Origin of the sequence: Hymenobacter properus (assembly GCF_015694735.1) — a bacterium.
GTDB classification, from domain to species: domain Bacteria; phylum Bacteroidota; class Bacteroidia; order Cytophagales; family Hymenobacteraceae; genus Hymenobacter; species Hymenobacter properus.
This window is the reverse complement of the sequence record NZ_JADQDP010000002.1, coordinates 988,896-1,004,902: the sequence shown is the minus strand read 5'-3', so window position 1 is coordinate 1,004,902 and position 16,007 is coordinate 988,896. Positions and strand designations below refer to the sequence as shown.

Annotated in this window: 15 protein-coding genes; 3 read left to right on the top strand and 12 right to left on the bottom strand. The window is 60.1% G+C overall.

Going from position 1 to position 16,007, the window contains the following annotated elements:
* Positions 1 to 10: 10 nt before the first annotated feature.
* The 12 genes from I2I01_RS10465 to I2I01_RS10410 form a co-directional block, all read right to left on the bottom strand.
* Positions 11 to 802: a DUF2490 domain-containing protein gene (locus I2I01_RS10465; protein WP_196286383.1), complete on the bottom strand. Its 792-nt coding sequence runs from the start codon at positions 800 to 802 to the stop codon at positions 11 to 13.
* Positions 803 to 1,039: 237 nt separating this feature from the next.
* Positions 1,040 to 1,741 carry a hypothetical protein gene (locus I2I01_RS10460; RefSeq protein ID WP_196286382.1) on the bottom strand — a complete coding sequence of 234 codons (702 nt, stop codon included), beginning with the start codon at positions 1,739 to 1,741 and terminating at the stop codon, positions 1,040 to 1,042.
* Entirely contained in the window at positions 1,741 to 2,124 is a 384-nt protein-coding gene (locus I2I01_RS10455) for a GntR family transcriptional regulator (RefSeq protein WP_196286381.1), read from the bottom strand. Before I2I01_RS10455 ends, I2I01_RS10460 begins: the two co-directional genes overlap by 1 nt.
* 15 nt (positions 2,125 to 2,139) lie before the next feature.
* Positions 2,140 to 2,922: a hypothetical protein gene (locus I2I01_RS10450; protein WP_196286380.1), complete on the bottom strand. Its 783-nt coding sequence runs from the start codon at positions 2,920 to 2,922 to the stop codon at positions 2,140 to 2,142.
* A complete protein-coding gene (locus I2I01_RS10445; protein ID WP_196286379.1) occupies positions 2,906 to 3,763 on the bottom strand; it encodes an ABC transporter ATP-binding protein in 858 nt (285 codons plus the stop codon). Before I2I01_RS10445 ends, I2I01_RS10450 begins: the two co-directional genes overlap by 17 nt.
* A gap of 172 nt (positions 3,764 to 3,935) precedes the next feature.
* A complete protein-coding gene (locus I2I01_RS10440; protein ID WP_211537900.1) occupies positions 3,936 to 4,664 on the bottom strand; it encodes a hypothetical protein in 729 nt (242 codons plus the stop codon).
* 237 nt (positions 4,665 to 4,901) lie between these two features.
* Positions 4,902 to 6,230 carry a hypothetical protein gene (locus tag I2I01_RS10435; protein WP_196286377.1) on the bottom strand — a complete coding sequence of 443 codons (1,329 nt, stop codon included), beginning with the start codon at positions 6,228 to 6,230 and terminating at the stop codon, positions 4,902 to 4,904.
* A 56-nt stretch (positions 6,231 to 6,286) separates the two neighbouring features.
* Positions 6,287 to 6,580, bottom strand: coding sequence for a HigA family addiction module antitoxin (locus tag I2I01_RS10430; protein ID WP_196286376.1), 294 nt, complete (start codon positions 6,578 to 6,580; stop codon positions 6,287 to 6,289).
* A 27-nt stretch (positions 6,581 to 6,607) separates the two neighbouring features.
* The gene (locus I2I01_RS10425) at positions 6,608 to 7,249 is read right to left on the bottom strand and encodes a hypothetical protein (RefSeq protein WP_196286375.1); all 642 of its coding nucleotides are present in this window, start codon (positions 7,247 to 7,249) and stop codon (positions 6,608 to 6,610) included.
* Positions 7,250 to 7,280: 31 nt separating this feature from the next.
* The gene (locus I2I01_RS10420) at positions 7,281 to 8,909 is read right to left on the bottom strand and encodes an acyl-CoA carboxylase subunit beta (RefSeq protein WP_196286374.1); all 1,629 of its coding nucleotides are present in this window, start codon (positions 8,907 to 8,909) and stop codon (positions 7,281 to 7,283) included.
* Between the two features lie 198 nt (positions 8,910 to 9,107).
* Positions 9,108 to 10,112, bottom strand: a complete 1,005-nt coding sequence (locus I2I01_RS10415) for an MlaD family protein (RefSeq protein ID WP_196286373.1) — start codon at positions 10,110 to 10,112, stop codon at positions 9,108 to 9,110.
* Positions 10,113 to 10,229: 117 nt separating this feature from the next.
* Positions 10,230 to 10,949: an N-acetylmuramoyl-L-alanine amidase family protein gene (locus I2I01_RS10410; RefSeq protein WP_196286722.1), complete on the bottom strand. Its 720-nt coding sequence runs from the start codon at positions 10,947 to 10,949 to the stop codon at positions 10,230 to 10,232.
* Between the two features lie 202 nt (positions 10,950 to 11,151).
* Between I2I01_RS10410 and I2I01_RS10405 the strand changes: the two genes are divergently transcribed.
* From I2I01_RS10405 to panB, 3 genes are all read left to right on the top strand, one after another.
* On the top strand, positions 11,152 to 14,367 hold the full coding sequence (locus I2I01_RS10405; RefSeq protein WP_196286372.1) for a putative LPS assembly protein LptD: 3,216 nt from the start codon (positions 11,152 to 11,154) through the stop codon (positions 14,365 to 14,367).
* 124 nt (positions 14,368 to 14,491) lie between these two features.
* Positions 14,492 to 14,851: a response regulator gene (locus I2I01_RS10400; RefSeq protein WP_196286371.1), complete on the top strand. Its 360-nt coding sequence runs from the start codon at positions 14,492 to 14,494 to the stop codon at positions 14,849 to 14,851.
* Between the two features lie 157 nt (positions 14,852 to 15,008).
* Positions 15,009 to 15,824, top strand: a complete 816-nt coding sequence (gene panB, locus I2I01_RS10395) for a 3-methyl-2-oxobutanoate hydroxymethyltransferase (protein ID WP_196286370.1) — start codon at positions 15,009 to 15,011, stop codon at positions 15,822 to 15,824.
* Positions 15,825 to 16,007 lie beyond the last annotated feature (183 nt).

Sequence of the window (16,007 nt, the reverse complement as noted above, 5' to 3'; positions counted from 1 at the left end):
GAGCACTCGGCTAGTCCTGCTGCGAGGGCAGTCGCTCCTGCCCCGGCGGCACGGTGCGGTGCGAAAACTTGTAGGTCAGGGCCAGCACAATGTTATTCTTAGCCGCCGTGTTTTGCAGCACAAACTGGCCGCTGGCATTGGTGTAGTTGTAATTGGCCTGGTTCACGTAGCCCAACTGCGCAATGAAGTGCGGAGTAACCTGGTAGCCGATGCCGCCATAAATCCGGTTGCGCTCAAACACCGGGCCGCTGGGGTTCAGAAAAATCTCGTCGTAGGCCGAGAGGAAAAGCGTGCCGGTGGTGATGGTTTTCTTGTTGAGCGGGAAAAACCCGTTGAGCCGGTAGCGGATGCGCTGGCGAAAAGCCGTGCTGTCGTCGCGAAACGAAAACCAGCGCTGCTCGATGCGGTAGCGGTGCTCCAGCTTCAGGCGCTTGGAATATTGCGTGAGCGTGAGCTGCTCCCACAGGCGATGTTCGACGTTAAGCGGGCCGTCTTCCAGCGCCCGGTAGTCGGAGGTAGAATAGCGGCCGCCGCCTACCAGCAGCGTGAAGTTGGGGTCGATGTCGAAGCTGACGCCGCCTTTCGCCTCGTAGTAGAAAAACTGCCGGGCCAGGGCATTGGTGCGGCCCTGCAGCTCCACGTAGCCGCCCCAGCGGTGCTCGGTGCTGCCGGGCAATTGAGCCGTGAGAATGGCCCAGCTGCCCCAGGGCTGCACTGGGTTGAGGGGCGTTTGGGCGCGGGCGGCGGGGGCCGCACCCAGCGTGGCAGCCAGCAGCGCGCCGGCCAAAAGGTACTTGTTCATGCAGAAAGCCAAGGCCTCAGCTTCGGGAGCGGACCAAGGCCCCAAAGGTACCCCCGGTGCCCGCCAGGTAACATTGGGGTAACACAATGGTAACACAACGGCTGAGGCTGGTGCCTGAACGACGCAGCGCGAAAGGAAGCCATGCAGATAAGTCCTCGCCGATGAGGCAGCAGGCATCAATAACGGCCAGCTACAACCACAGCAGCTCCTGCAGCTGGCCGGGGCATGGCTGTGAGCCTACTTCATAGCGCCCAGCCCATAGGCTGCCGCGCCCTCGAAATGGACCGAGGTGTTGCGGGCAAACTGGTAATGCGGCTGCGCAATGCCGCACTCCTGCTCCAGCTCGCCGCCGGTGCCAATGGCCAAATCGGCGGATTGTATGCGGTTAGTTTTTTCCAGGCTCAAGTGCGAGCGGTCCGTCATCAGGGCCCGGAAGTGGCCCAGCGCACTACCCCACAGCCGCACCGAGCTGTTGTGGCCGGCACGCACCGTCAGGCTGTCCTGCTGCAAGGCCTCAAGGGTCACAAAGCAGCCGCCCTCAGTGCGGTTGCCGGCCACGCTGGCGGGCGCATCCGTGCTCAGCTGCCGCAGCTCCGGGCACGAAATAATGACCGTTTGCCGGTTGCCAAGGTGTTCTTCTTTTTCCGGGTAAGCCAGGGCCACGGTCAGCCGCGAGCCCTGCCGGGTGATGCGCACGTATTTGGTGGCCTCGTCGTTGAGGTGCACGGCGTAGGGGCCGCGCTTGATGGCTATGCTGAAACGGCTGGCGGCCGGAACGGCTATCTCGTCGAAGCCGCTCAGGGGCAGGGCCGTGTAGCCATAAAAAGGGTTCTTGTAATGGCCGGTGCGGTATTCGGCGCTCAACGCCAGGTCGTAGCTCAGGAGCGAGCCCAGCAGCAGCGCCACGGCCGCAGTCAGAAGTTTGGTGCTGGTTTTCATCAGGAAACGGCGGGAAGGGATTGGGTAGTTTTGAATTCTTCGTAGCGGCGCTGCACTTCGGGCAGGCCGATGCCCAGCAGCAGCATGGTGCCAAACACTTCGGGCAGCTCCTGGCTCAGAAACCGCTCGCGGCGGGCAGCCTGCACCTGCTGCACCGCGGCCTGCGCCACAAAAAAGCCGATGCCGCGCTTGTTGTAGAGCACCTCCTGGCCCTGCAGCAACTCGTAGGTCCGCATCACGGTGTTAGGGTTCACCTGCAGGTCGCCGGCCAGCTCTCGTACCGACGGAATCTTGCTGTCGGGCGGCCATTTGCCGCGCAGGATTAGCTCGCTCACGTACCCGGCTATTTGCAGGTAAATGGCCTCGTTGTCTTTAAATTCCATAGCAATGCGTCGCGGTTAAACCTCTTTTTCTTTCAGACGGGCGTAGGCCGCGGCCCACACCAGCAGCATCAGCGCCAGCGCCGTTCCCATCACTTTCCACCCATTGATGACAAATGGCAGACTGACTGAATACCACTGCTTGCCTTCCAAAAAAGTGACGTTGGAAAAAGGCATGGCCGTGTCGACATCGCGCCCCAGCAGGCCCTGTACCAGCTTGTAGTTCAGCACTTGCAGCAACACGCTTCCTACCAACAGCCCGAAAGCAGTGAGCAAAAACTGCTGCTTCGTAAAAAATATGCTTCCCCACAGGAAGGCCGAGCTCAACACCGCGTAAGCCAGCAGCGCCAAGTACAGTTTGTCGTCGGTCGAAAACAGCGGCAGCAGGTGCGCCACCTGGCCCGTTCCGGTATTCAGCTTCAATATCAGGGCATCGACGGCGTAAAAACCGCTCACGTACACCAGCAAAAACACCGGCAGCGCGTAGCACCAGCCCACCAGGAATTTCTCCCAGCCAGAGGCCGGCAGCATGAGGGCCGCCGTGGCCTGCCGCTTGTCGCCGAAGGAGGCAAATACGGAGCTGGTGAGCAAGCTTCCGCCCAGGCCCAGCCCCGCCAGGAAAGCCCCTATTTGCGTGCCCAGGCCCAAGGGTTCCTTGGCCGTTTCGTTCACGCCCAGGCTCAGCCACAGCGCCACCAACCCGAATGCGACGCCGCCCGCCAGCAGGTAAGTACGCAGGTGCTCGGCGGTGAACTTGCGAAACAGGCGCACAAAGCGCGGCAAACTAAAGAACTGGCTCATGGCTGAACTGGGTTTGGGTGAGGTACTCGGTGAGGGCCGGCGCTTCGCTCACCAGGGCATTGAAGAGCAGCTCCAGGTCGACGCGCCCCGGCACGCCGCCGCGGTTGGGCTGAATGACGTGAGACCCCAGCAGGGAGCTTTCGCTGTAGAGGGCCGTTTCGTCGGGCTCCGACACGCTGGCAAACCGCAGCCGCTCGGCCAGCTCGCCCAGGTCGGCGTTGAGCACCACCCGTTGGCCGTGCAGCACCAGCACGCTGTCAATCAGGCTGTCGAGGTCGCGCACCTGGTGCGTCGACACCACCACGCAGCGCTCCTCGGTGAGGGCCGAAGCCACGATTTTGCGGAACTGTACCTTGCTCGGAATGTCCAGGCCGTTGGTGGGTTCGTCGAGCACCAGCAGGCTGGTGTTGGCGGCCAGCGCGAAGGCAATCATGAACTTTTTCTGCTGCCCGAAGCTCAACTTGTTTAGCACCGCCTCGTTTGGCACCTCGAACTCGCTGAGGTAGTGGTTCAGCGCCTGGTGGTCGAACTTGGGGTAGAACCCCGCTGTGTGGGCCACGAAATTGGCAGCCGTCACGGCGGGCACGTACACCTCTTCGGGCAGGAAAAACAAGTCGGCCAGCACGGCTGGCAGGCGCTTGCCGGCTGGCTGCCCCAGCACCTCGCAGGTGCCGGCCTGCGGAAACGCCAGCCCTACAATGTTCTTGAGCAGCGTGGATTTGCCCGCCCCGTTCTTGCCCAGCAAGCCGTAGATGTGGCCGCGCTCCAGCGTCAGGTTGAGGTTTTGAAAGAGGGGGCGCTTGCGGGAGTACCCAAAATGGAGGTTGCGAATCCGAACCATGAGCTTGTTGTTCTAGTGTATTATTGTTCTAGTACACTGCAAACGTACGAGCCAGGTTTGACATTGTGCATATAGTTGAAAAAATATTTTCAGGGCATAAAAAAAGCCGCTGGTGGAGCGGCTTCTTTTAATGGCATAATGGACTGCTATGCCCTTTGCAAGGCAGTTTGGCCTATCGCACAAAGTGGTTCTTCTGCTGGTATTTATTAATGCGCTCCACTGCTTTTTTAGTCAAGACCACCAACTCATCGGTTTGGCAATTCCAGATAGAAACGTAAGACGGCGACACCACCGTGTGCTGCTTCCACTTCGCAAACTTCTCGTACAGCATCAGCGTGCAGATGTCCGTGGCCGTGATGAAATCCCCGGTTTCGGGCAAATGGCTATGCATTGCCCCTTCCACGGTGCTGCTGTCGGGCAGGCTGCGGCCGTATTCGATGGGAATGATGTTTTTATGCAGCCGCCGCTTCTTGAGGAGTTTGTTGTTGGCGTCGAAGGTCATCAGGTAGTCGTTGCCGAAGATGACGACACCGTTTTGCTGAGGCCCCGTGAGCACATACACCTTCCGCTCGCCATTGGCAATCAGCGGAATGATGTTCAAATTGGTGTTGCGGTAGGTCTTGAAAAGCGTGTCGGCGCGCATCGTGGCCAAGGCAGTGGCCCGAATGGCGTAAAGCTGGGCTTCTTCGGCCGTGAAGCGCCGGCTTTCGAGGCCGACTCTGGCCGTCTTCACGTTGTAAGTGCTATCAAAGGCAATGGTGCCGATGACCGTAGGAGCTTCAGATTTCGAGAAAAAGATGCAGTTGGCTCCTTCTTTGGTCGGATAAGAAAAGTACCCGCCGATGCTCTCTTGGTCCTTGTGCTGCGCCAGGAAAATATCGGTGCCGTACCAGGAAGCCATTTCCGAGCGGTAAAGCCTTTTTCCTTCGGCCGCTATCGATTCCGCTATTCTATCGGTTTTGTCTTGCCCAAAGGCAGAGAGGGATAAACAAAGAAGCGCGGCAGCGGCGTACAGTTTTTTCATCAGGCAAAGGCGGGTCTGAGGCATTGGCCACCAATAGTAACACCGCTGGGCGACATAAGCGGGACTGCTTCATCCAGATGCCTGGTATCTCGCCTCTCCCCTTTTCGCTTCGCCCTAATTGAAAAACACCTGGTACTGCACCACCATGGCGCTGCGGCGGGCGTCGGCCCGGTTGGTGCCGTCGGCGTGCAGGCTGTACACGGGGCGGTTCTGGTAGCTGACGGTGAGCTTGGAGCCTTGGCCGTTAAGCAGCCAGTTTACGCCGGCATCGATGTAATGGAGGTCGTCGGCGAGGCGCTTGTAGGACGCGTACTGGTAGCTCACGTAGGGCATGAAGGTGGTGCTGCCCAGCAGGTTTTCGCGGAATTTGTAGCCCAATTGCCCGTAGAGGACATTGCCGGTGCCAAACAACGGCACGGCATTGCCGAAAGTATTGCCCGCGCCGGGCACCTGGGTGCTGGCCGCCTTGGCGCCAATGCCGTTGGCCGGGTTCATGGGACCGGTGTAGCGGAGGTAGCCAGGGCCGTAGTCGAGGTGCATGGCCAGGGCATAAAAGCTGATGCTGGCCGCACCCTTGGCGGTATCAAGCGGGGCGTCGTAGAACAGGTCGACGGCTACCTGCTTCATGGCCTGGGTGAGGGTATCGGGGCTACCGGCCTGGCGGTACCACATGGCCTCGGGCTGCACAATGAAGCCGGCGCCCACGTTCAGCACGTTTTTCTGGCCCAGATAGGTGCCGGCATTATAGGCCGTGAGGTTACTTTCCTGGTCCCGGAACTGGTACATGAAGTAGCCTTGGTACTGCGCCTTGGCCGGGCGGCCCGAAAACGTGGCGAAGGTGTTGATGGGCGCATTGGCCACCAGCAGCGGGTCGGACAAGGCCACACGGTAGTCGAGCTGGCCCAGCTTGCCCTTGGCGTAGAGGCTCAGCTTGCGGCCGAACTGGTCGTTCACGTCGTTGGTGGTTTCGGCCACCAGCGGCAGGTCGATGCCCATGATGCTGCCCACCGACGAGGCCGTGAGGCGCGAAAGGCCATTCCAGGCCCCCAGGCCGGCGCCCAGCGAGAGGTGCTTTTTCACCACGGCGTATTCGCCCACGGCATCGTGCAGGAAGAAACCGGTTTTCGGCGGCGAGTCGTAGGCGAAATTGTTGATGCCAATCTGCGAGTAGACGAACACGCGGTCCGTGAGCTGGCCGAAGAACTGGATGCGGAACCGCCGGATGCCGATGTCGAAGGTGTTGGGCTTGGCGTAGCCGTTTACCAGCGTGCCGGGGTTGCTTTGGTTGTAGCGCGCCCAAACCTGGTTGAAGAGCGTGAACTTGACGTAGTGACTGCCGTCAGGATTCAGCGTCAGCTTGCCGTCTTTCAAGGTTTGGGCGGGAGCCAGAAACGGTAGCGCCGTGATTAGCAGGGCGAATGCGGGGCGTAAGTGTTGCTTCATTAAGCGAGTAAGAGAAAGACCGAGCTTGTGAGTGAACATATAGAAAAAGCCGCTGATTAAGCGGCTTCATTCAATGGCTGAACAACTTCCAAATCATCCAGATGGTGCGTTTGTTCTTCTTCTAAATCATAGTCGTTTTGCAATCCCAACCAAAACTTAGGAGAATTGCCGAAGAAACTCCCCAGCCGCAGGGCGGTATCAGCTGTAATACGACGGCGCCCTTTTAGAATAGCCGCTACGCGGGTTTGGGGAATGCGCAGAGCCTGCGCCAAGCGGTAGGCCGAAAGATTAAATTCATTGAGAAACTCCTCTTGCAGCACTTTGCCGGGGTGGATATTGGGAAAAAGCATAAGTATTTCTGAGTATATAGCCTAACACTATTTTCTTCTTATTTCTTTCAGTCTTTTACTCACGGCCTCCGCTAGCTTACCGTATTCGATAGCTTCTTGAACAGAAACTTTTATACCACTTGTATATGAATGAGCCACTGAATTACGCAGTTGACGCATAGACACAATGGTTTGGTACGTCTCTAGGTCTAGGTAACCCTCTTTCTTCAAAAGCTCAACATTTTTAGACGGTGAATTGTACGACGGCGAATCGGGGGAAATTGCGGTCCTGTAAGTCAAATCAGTAATTTCTGATTCTACTTGCGACCATGCGAGAGGAATGGCAGCAGATGGCGAAATACTGGCCACCTGCTGTACTTCCTCCAGCAAAGTTTTATTCAGCGCCACTTTAATTTCCGCGCGCTCATCATATACGATATTCGCAGCTTCTGCTGTGTCTTTGAGATTTTGTAGCTCTCGCTCAAAGCTTGCTTCCGCATCCCCATATTTGAATTTATTAAGCCTGTTTATTGCATCTTGAATAGGCTTTTTCAAAAGTAAAGCAATTACAATTGCTGTTACAGGCCACGCAATGGATGCAACAAGCGACTGAATAAATCCAAAAACGTCCTTGGCATTGACACCTGAATTTATTGTGAGCTTGGAGGTTTTTACAATATTGGCTAACATGGTATTGTAAGAAGAGGAAACCGAAACTACCTCACACCTGAATTACGCCCACGTTGTACGCCTTCTCAATGGGCGCGTGATTAGCAGCGGCGATGCCTTCTGAAATCACCTTCCGGGTTTCCAGCGGGTCAATCACGGCGTCGACCCAGAGGCGGGCGGCGGCGTAGTAGGGCGAGAGTTGCTCCTCGTAACGGGCCTTGATGCGGTCGAGCAGCTCCTTTTCGGCTTCGGGGGTGATGACTTCGCCCTTGGCTTTGAGCGAGGCCACCTGGATTTGCAGCAGGGTGTTGGCCGCAGCGGCGCCGCTCATTACGGCCAGTTGGGCGGTGGGCCAGGCCACGATGAGGCGCGGGTCATAGGCCTTGCCGCACATGGCGTAGTTGCCGGCGCCGTAGCTGTTGCCCACAATGACCGTGAACTTGGGCACTACCGAGTTGCTCATGGCATTCACCATCTTGGCGCCGTCCTTGATGATGCCTCCCTGCTCCGATTGGCTGCCCACCATGAAGCCCGACACGTCGTGCAGAAACACCAGCGGGATGCGCTTCTGGTTGCAATTCATGATGAAGCGCGCCGCCTTGTCGGCCGAGTCGGAGTAGATGACGCCGCCCATCTGCATGCCGGTTTTCTTGCTCTTCACAATCTTGCGCTGGTTGGCCACGATGCCCACCGCCCAGCCATCAATGCGCGCCAGCCCGCAGATGAGCGTCTGGCCGTAGAGGTCCTTGTAGGGCTCAAACTCAGAGTTGTCGACCAGCCGGTTGATGATGTCCATCATGTCGTAGGGCTTCACGCGGTCGGCGGGCAGCAGGCCGTAGATTTCCTGCTCGTTCATCGCCGGCTTGGCCGGGGCGACGCGGCTGAAGCCGGCCGAGGCCTGCCCGCCCATCTTGTCAAAGATGTTGCGAATGTGCGTGAGGCACTCTTCGTCGGTATCGAACTTGTAGTCGGTCACGCCCGAGATTTCGGAGTGCATACTCGCGCCGCCCAGCGCCTCGTTGTCGATGGTTTCGCCAATGGCCGATTTCACCAAATAGGAGCCGGCAAGGAACACCGAACCCGTACCGTTCACAATCATGGCCTCATCGCTCATGATGGGCAGGTAGGCCCCACCGGCCACGCAGGGGCCCATAATGGCCGAAATCTGCACGATGCCCATGCTGCTCATCACCGCGTTGTTGCGAAAGATGCGGCCGAAGTGCTCTTTGTCGGGGAAAATTTCGTCCTGCATGGGCAGGTACACGCCAGCCGAGTCGACGAGGTAGATAATCGGCAGCTTATTCTCGATGCTGATTTCCTGGGCCCGCAGGTTCTTTTTGGCGGTGATAGGAAACCAGGCGCCGGCCTTCACGGTGGCGTCGTTGGCCACCACCACGCATTGCCGCCCCTGCACGTAGCCGATGACGACCACCACGCCGCCGCTCGGGCAGCCTCCCTCCTCCTTGTACATTCCCTCGCCCGCAAACGCCCCAATTTCTACCTGCGCCGCGCCTTTATCCAGCAGATAATCAATCCGCTCGCGGGCGGTGAGCTTGCCCTTGGCCTTGTGAGCTTCGATGCGCTTTTCGCCGCCGCCGAGGGCTACTTTCCGGAGCTTTTGGGTGAGGTTGAAGCTGAGCTGCTTGAGTTGGTCTTCGTTGCGGTTGAACTCGACGTTCATAAAGAATGCGGGGTGGGATTTGGTGGGAATGGGCGCAAAAAAATCCGCCCGGGGGCGGATTTCAAAGGTACGGCGGTCCGTCAGAACGTTGCTTGGGACTCACCTGTCATCCTGAGCACAGCGAAGGACCTCATGTCTGAACGACTCATTCTAACGTGATAAGGTCCTTCGCTGCGCTCAGGATGACAGACGATTGGATTACTTGATTGTGGTTTTATTCTCGGTTTCCACCACGCTGCCGTTGGGCTTGGTAGTCTTGGTTTCGGTCTCGGTTTTCTTCTTGCTGCCCCCGCCGCCAAACACCGAGAAGTGCACGTAGCGCTTGGGGTTGGCCTTGAGGTCGGTCAGCAGCTCATTGGAGCTGGCCGTGGTGGCGGCCAGGTTGTTGTAGAGCGTCGAGTCGTGCAGCAGCTTGCCCATCGAGCCTTTCTGGTCGCTCAGGGCGGTGTTGAGGCTTTGCACGGTGGTTTGGGCGTCGGCCAGGGTGGAGTTGAGGCGACGCAGGGCCGGGCCCACGGGGGCAGTTTTCAGCGAATCGGACAGCTGGCCGAAGTTCACGGCAATTTTGTCGAGCTTGCCGGTGGTCCGGTTCAGGGCAGTGCTCATCTGGGCCAGGTTGCGGGTGATGAGGGCGATGTTGGCCTGGTTGGCCACGATGAGCTTTTGCAGGGCCTCGGTGCTGGCGCGGGCGCCTTGCAGCGTGCCCTGAATGTTGGTTTGGGCGTCTTTGTTCAGGAAGCCGTTGATGTGCGCCAGCGTGGCGCCCACCGTGTCGAGCACGGGCAGGGCTTTGGCCTGGAAGGCATCAATGCTGCTGATGGCCGACTTGGTGCGCAGCTCCTCGCCGCCGCTGAACTGCTTGGTGTTTTTGCCCATAATGAGCGTGATGCTCTTCGAGCCCAGCAGCGAGCCGCTGAGGCCGGCCGTGGTGGAGTCGCCCACGGTCACGCCCTTTTCCAGCTCCAGGGTAGCGCGCACGGTGTTGCCTCTCTCGGGCTGCAGCTCCAGGTTTTTCACCTGGCCCACCTTGATGCCGTTGAGCAGCACCTGGGCGCCCACGTTGAGCCCATCGGCGTTGGGATAAACGGCGTAGTAGGTGCGGTCGTTCGATAGCAGGTTACTGCCTTTCAAAAAGTTATAGCCCACCACCAGGGCGACAATAGCGACGATGGCCAGCAGCGCCACTTTAATTTCTTTAGACACGTGTAGAGGTATTGAATGATGAATGGGAATGGGCGGCGGTGCTGAACAATCTACGAGAACCAGCCTGGGAAAGGTCGGTCGATGCGCGAAATGCTAACCTCAACCGTGCCCGGCAGCTTACCCACCTTCGAGTTCGCGCTTGTATTCGCGAAACGCGCGGTAGATGCCCGCGGCCATATACGTTTGATTGGCTTTGTCGTTGAGGTACCGCTCCTCGGTGGGATTGGTGAGGAAGCCCGATTCGATGAGCACCGAGGGCATGGTCGACTTCCAAAGCACCAGAAAGCCGGCTTGTTTCACGCCGCGGCTGGGGCGGCCCACGGAGGTGCGCAGCTGCCGGTCCACGCGCTGGGCGAAGCGCAGGCTGTTGGTGATGTATGCCGACTGAAACAGCGAAAACATGATATGCGACTGCGGCGAGCTGGGATCGAAGCCGTTGTAACGCGACTGGTAGTTTTTTTCTTGCAGAATTACCGCGTTTTCGCGCTGGGCCACGCCCAGGTTGGCGGTCGTTTTGTGCAGGCCCATGGTCCAGACTTCAGTGCCGTGGCTTTGGCTGGGGCCGGCATTGCAATGAATGGAAATAAACAGGTCGGCGTGGTTGCGGTTGGCAATGGCGGCGCGCTCGTCGAGTTCGATGAAGACGTTGGTTTTGCGGGTGTAAATCACCTTCACGTCGGGCATGTTCTGCTCTATCTGCTTGCCCAAGGCCAGCACCAGGCTCAGGGCCACGTCGGCCTCGCGGGCGGAGGCGCCGGCGCAGCCCCGGTCCTTGCCGCCGTGGCCGGCGTCGAGCACCACGGTGCGCAGGCGGTAGCGGTCGGGCGAATCGGGCACGGCAACCGAATCAGACGCGTACCGGGTGGAGTCGACCGTGGTCTGGGCTTCCGCCTTCCACTCTCCGCTGGCGGCGCCTAACAACAGGATGGCAGCGCTGGCCAGAATGACAATAATCCGCACGTTGTTCGTTGAAGAGGCGGTAGCGACCTGCTACCTTTGTAGAAGCCCCAAAAGTAAACGAATTAACCGCTACTATACTTTGCCTGCTAGGTTTGGCCTTCGTTCCGAAGCCGGGTTTCGGCCCGCGCCGCGCCGCCTGACGGCGGCACGGCTTCGCCCTGGCGTGCTGGGGTGCGTCTTTCTACTGCTGTTCGGCCTCGTGGGTTCGGCCGGGGGCCAGGCGGGCCAGCCCACGCCCAAAAAGGTGCAGCGCAAGGCCAAAATTCAGGCCCGGAAGGCGCGGGCCAAGGCCATTCGGCAGGCGCCCACCACGCCGGGCGTCGACTCCAGCACCGTGGCCACGCCCCGGCGCGGCACCACCGTGGCCCCGGCCAAGCCCGGGCAGCGGCCCGGCTCGGCCCCTACCCCGCCGGTACGCAACATCTCGGCCGACCCGCGCGACCCCGTGGGCCCGCCCCCGCCCGGCGTGCGCAACGCCGGCCAGTCGCGCGTGCCCGGCGCCTCGCACAAGCCCGTGCCCGACACTCTGGCCCCCCGCGGCGGCGCCCGCCTGCCTGGCGTGGTGCCCACCGACACCAGCGGGCTGGTGAACGGCGTGCGCGCCGCCGGCGACTCGCTGCAAGTAGCGGCCAAGCCCAAGGGCCAGATTCAAACCACCATCAACTACACGGCCAAGGACTCCATCCAGTTCGACGTGACCAAGAAGGTGGCGCGCCTCTACGAAAATGCCAGCGTGGTGTATGGCCAAACCGACCTGAAGGCGGCCCTCATCACGGTAAATTACGGCAACAACACCATGCAGGCCGAAGGCCGGCAGGACACGGTAGGGAACAAACTGAAGGGCACGCCCATCCTCAACGACAACGGCCAGAAATACCAGGCCCGCAGCATTGCCTACAACTTCAAGAGCAAGAAAGCCAAGGTGACCGAGGCCGTGACCCAACAGGGCGAGGGCTACGTGGGCGCCCAGGTCATCAAGCGCTTGCCGAGCGGCGACATCAACGGCCTGATGGGGCGCTACACCACCTGCAACCTGGAGCACCCGCACTTCTACATTCAGGCCAAGAAAATGAAGATGATTCCGGGCGACAAGGTCGTGACCGGTCCCTTCAACCTCGTGATTGGCGACGTGCCCACGCCGCTGGGCTTCCTGTTTGGCTTTTTCCCGACGCCCAAGCGGAGCCGGGGCTCGGGGGTCATCATCCCGACCTTCGGGCAGGCCGCCGACCGCGGCTACTTCCTCACCAACGGCGGCTACTACTTCGCCCCGAACGACTACATCGGCGTGCGCCTGACCGGGGATATTTACGCCGGCAATGCAGATACCTTCGGTGGCTGGGGCGCTACGGCCGATGTGGGCTACCTAAAGCGCTATACCTACCAAGGCAATTTCAACTTCCGCTTTTCGACGCGGCCCAGCAACCAGATTCTGGCGCAGGATGCCGTGGGCGTGGGCCAGACCTATATCCGGCCGCCGGCCGCCAACTCGTTCTGGATTACCTGGAGCCACACGCCCGTGCCCAAGCCCGGCGGCGGCCGCTTCTCGGCCAGCGTGAACGCGGGCACCAGCAGCTACAACCAAATCAACAGCCTCGACGCCCGGCGCTACCTGTCCACGCAGTTTAGCTCCAGCATCAGCTACTCGAAGCAGATTCGCAACTCGCCTATCAACTACGACATCCGCCTGAGCCAGAGCCAGGGCACCGACGGCCGCATGACCTTCACCCTGCCCGACATCAGCGTGGGCGTGGCGCGGCAGTATCCTTACCAGTGGTTCGGCATCAAGCCGGGCCAGGGCGGCCGCTTGGGCGCGGCCACCTACGAGCAGTTCACCATCAGTTACAACCTCACGGCCCGCAACGAGGTGAGCAATGTCATCGGCGCCCGCACGCTGGCCAACGGCCTGCCCTTGCTGGGCGGCACCAACACCGACACCCGCATTCCGTTCAGCTTCGCCACCCTGGGCCGCCTGCTGAAGAATTCGAACAACGGCGCGCAGCACCAGTTCGGCATCGGGCTGGGCTCCTACAACCTGGGGCCGCACTTCAAGTTCAGCCCCTCGGTGAGCTATAGCGAGGTATGGTACTCCAAGAGCCTGCGCTACCGCTACAGCCCCGTGGCCCAGGCCGTGCGCATCGACACTACCTACAACTTCTACCGCCTGAACACTTACTCGGCCGCGGCCAGCCTCAACACCACCATCTACGGCACGGTGGTGCGCCGCGGCACGCACAAGATTCAGGCCCTGCGCCACAAGATGACGCCGAGCCTCAACTACACCTACGCCCCCAACCTGCGCACCAACGACCGGTTCCCGCTGGGTTCGACGGTGCTGCAAGGCTACAGGGACCAGTTTGGCCGGGTGCTCGACCCCAATATTGCGGCCGACCAGTTGCTGCTCAACAACTACACTTTCGACAACTACCAGAGCTTTCTCTACGGCACGCCGGGGGGCACGGCGCAAAGCCAGATTTCCTTCAGCCTGCAAAACGCGGTGGAGATGAAAATCCGCGACTCCAACGACACCACCGGCCTCAACCCGTTCAAGAAATCCAATCTGATTGAAGGGCTCGATTTCACCATCGGCTATAATTTCAACGCGCCCGGCGATACGCTGAAGCTTTCGCCGCTGGGCGTGAACTTCCGCACCCAGATTGCCAAGAAACTGAACCTGAACAGCAACGCCAGCTTCAGCCCCTACCAGCGCGACGCCACCGGCCGCATCATCAATAAGTACCTCTTCGAAGCCGACCCACGCCGGCTGCTGCGCCTGGCTTCGGCCAGCTTCGGGGCCACCTACAGCTTCAACCCCGCCACGGGCAAGAAGAAAAGCACCATTCCGCGGGCCGTGGCCCCGGCCAACGACCCCACCCTGGGCACCGTGGGCCCGCCCAACTACTACGCCGATTACGTCGATTTCGACATTCCGTGGGAATTGGCGCTGACGTACGCGGCCGGCTACACCACCAACACGGTGCCGCTTACGCAAGCTTACCTCGACGCCAACTACCAGGGCAAGCGCCCGCCCATTCTGGCCCTGAACACGGTGGGCGTCACGGGTTCCGTCAAGCTCACCGAAAACCTGCGCCTGAGCTACAACCTAGGCTACGACATCACCAACCAATCCATCACTTATCCCAACATCACCTTCTTCCGCGATTTGCACTGCTGGCAAATCAACGGCACCTGGATTCCGTTCGGAATCACGAAAGGCTACAATTTCACCATTGCGGCCAAGAGTAGTTTATTGCAAGATTTAAAGATTAACCGTAACCGCTACGCGCAGTACCAGTAGCGCCCGGTTCGTTCGCATAAGGATTGGCGGCGTTAGCGGGGTTAGGCGACGTGTTGGGCGCCAATGCCAGCGTGGGCGCCCCACACATGGTTGCTTTGGAAACCTTTCCATTTCTGCTGCCGCCATGAACCCCTTCTTCCTCCGCGTGCTCCTGGCTGCCGATGCGGCCCACGACACCACCGCGATAGAGCACTACCTGCACGACGCCGGCCACGAAGTGGTGCGCGTAGAGGCCCGCGGCGAGGCCGCCCTCAAGGCTGCCCGCCTGGTACACCCCGACCTGGTGGTGCTCAGCGGCCCCTTGCACGGCGGGCTCGATGCTGTGGCCCTGGCCGAAACGCTGCAGGAACAGGTGCTGGCGCCCACGCCCATCATCGTCGTCACCGACCCGGCCGAGCTGCCCGCGCTGCTGGCGCTGCAAATTCCGGCCGCCGCCTGGCCCTGCCATTCCGAGGCCTCCTCGCTGCCCGAAGCCGATGCTTAAGGCCTGACGGCCACGCCGATTTACTGGTTCCTTATTCCTGCCCCTGCGCTTCGGCCAGGGGCTTTTTACTTGGCCAGTGGCGCCGGATAACGAAATTGTTGCCAGCTTTGCCGTACCAAACGGCCCCTCACCCAACCGTTGCCGTTTGGCCCGCCCCATGTCCCAGCACAAGGAAGTCAAACTCGTTACCACCCACCAGATGCACGCCATGAAGCAGCGGGGGGAAAAAATTTCTATGCTCACGGCCTACGACTATTCGATGGCCCAGATTCTCGACGGCGCCGGCGTCGACGTGCTGCTCGTGGGCGACTCGGCCTCCAACGTGATGGCCGGCCACGAAACCACCCTGCCCATCACCCTCGACCAGATGATATACCACGCCCAGAGCGTGGTGCGCGCCGTGAAGCGTGCTTTCGTGGTGGTCGATTTGCCGTTTGGCTCCTACCAGGGCAACAGCAGCGAGGCCCTGCGCTCGGCCATCCGCATCATGAAGGAGAGCGGCGGCCACGGCGTGAAGCTAGAAGGCGGCGCCGAGGTGAAGGACAGCATTGTCCGCATCCTCACGGCCGGCATTCCGGTGATGGGCCACTTGGGTCTCACCCCGCAGTCCATCTACAAATTCGGCACCTATACGGTGCGCGCCAAGGAAGAAGCCGAGGCACAGAAGCTGCTCGAAGACGCCCGCCTGCTGCAGGAAATTGGCTGCTTCGCGCTGGTGCTGGAGAAGATTCCGGCCGCGCTGGCCAAGCAAGTGGCCGAGGAGCTGACCATTCCGGTCATCGGCATTGGCGCCGGGCCCGATGTGGACGGGCAGGTGCTGGTGGTGCACGACATGCTGGGCCTCACCAAGGAGTTCAAGCCCCGCTTCCTGCGCCGCTACGCCGAGCTGCACGACATCATGACCGAAGCCGTGCAACACTACGTGGCCGACGTGAAGAGCCGCGAGTTTCCGAGCAAGGAAGAAGGCTATTAGCCTTAACGGGCAGTAGCTACCCGAGTGGCTTAGGCGGCTTATCAAGCTCATTTAAAGCTCCTGACACTATTAAAATTGGCTGGTTTGGCTTTCCCGTTAGGCGAAGGCAAACCGGCCTTTTTTATTTCTCACTTCTCTATACCAATTTTTCCATCTATAACGTTAGCTTTGCAATCCAAAGAA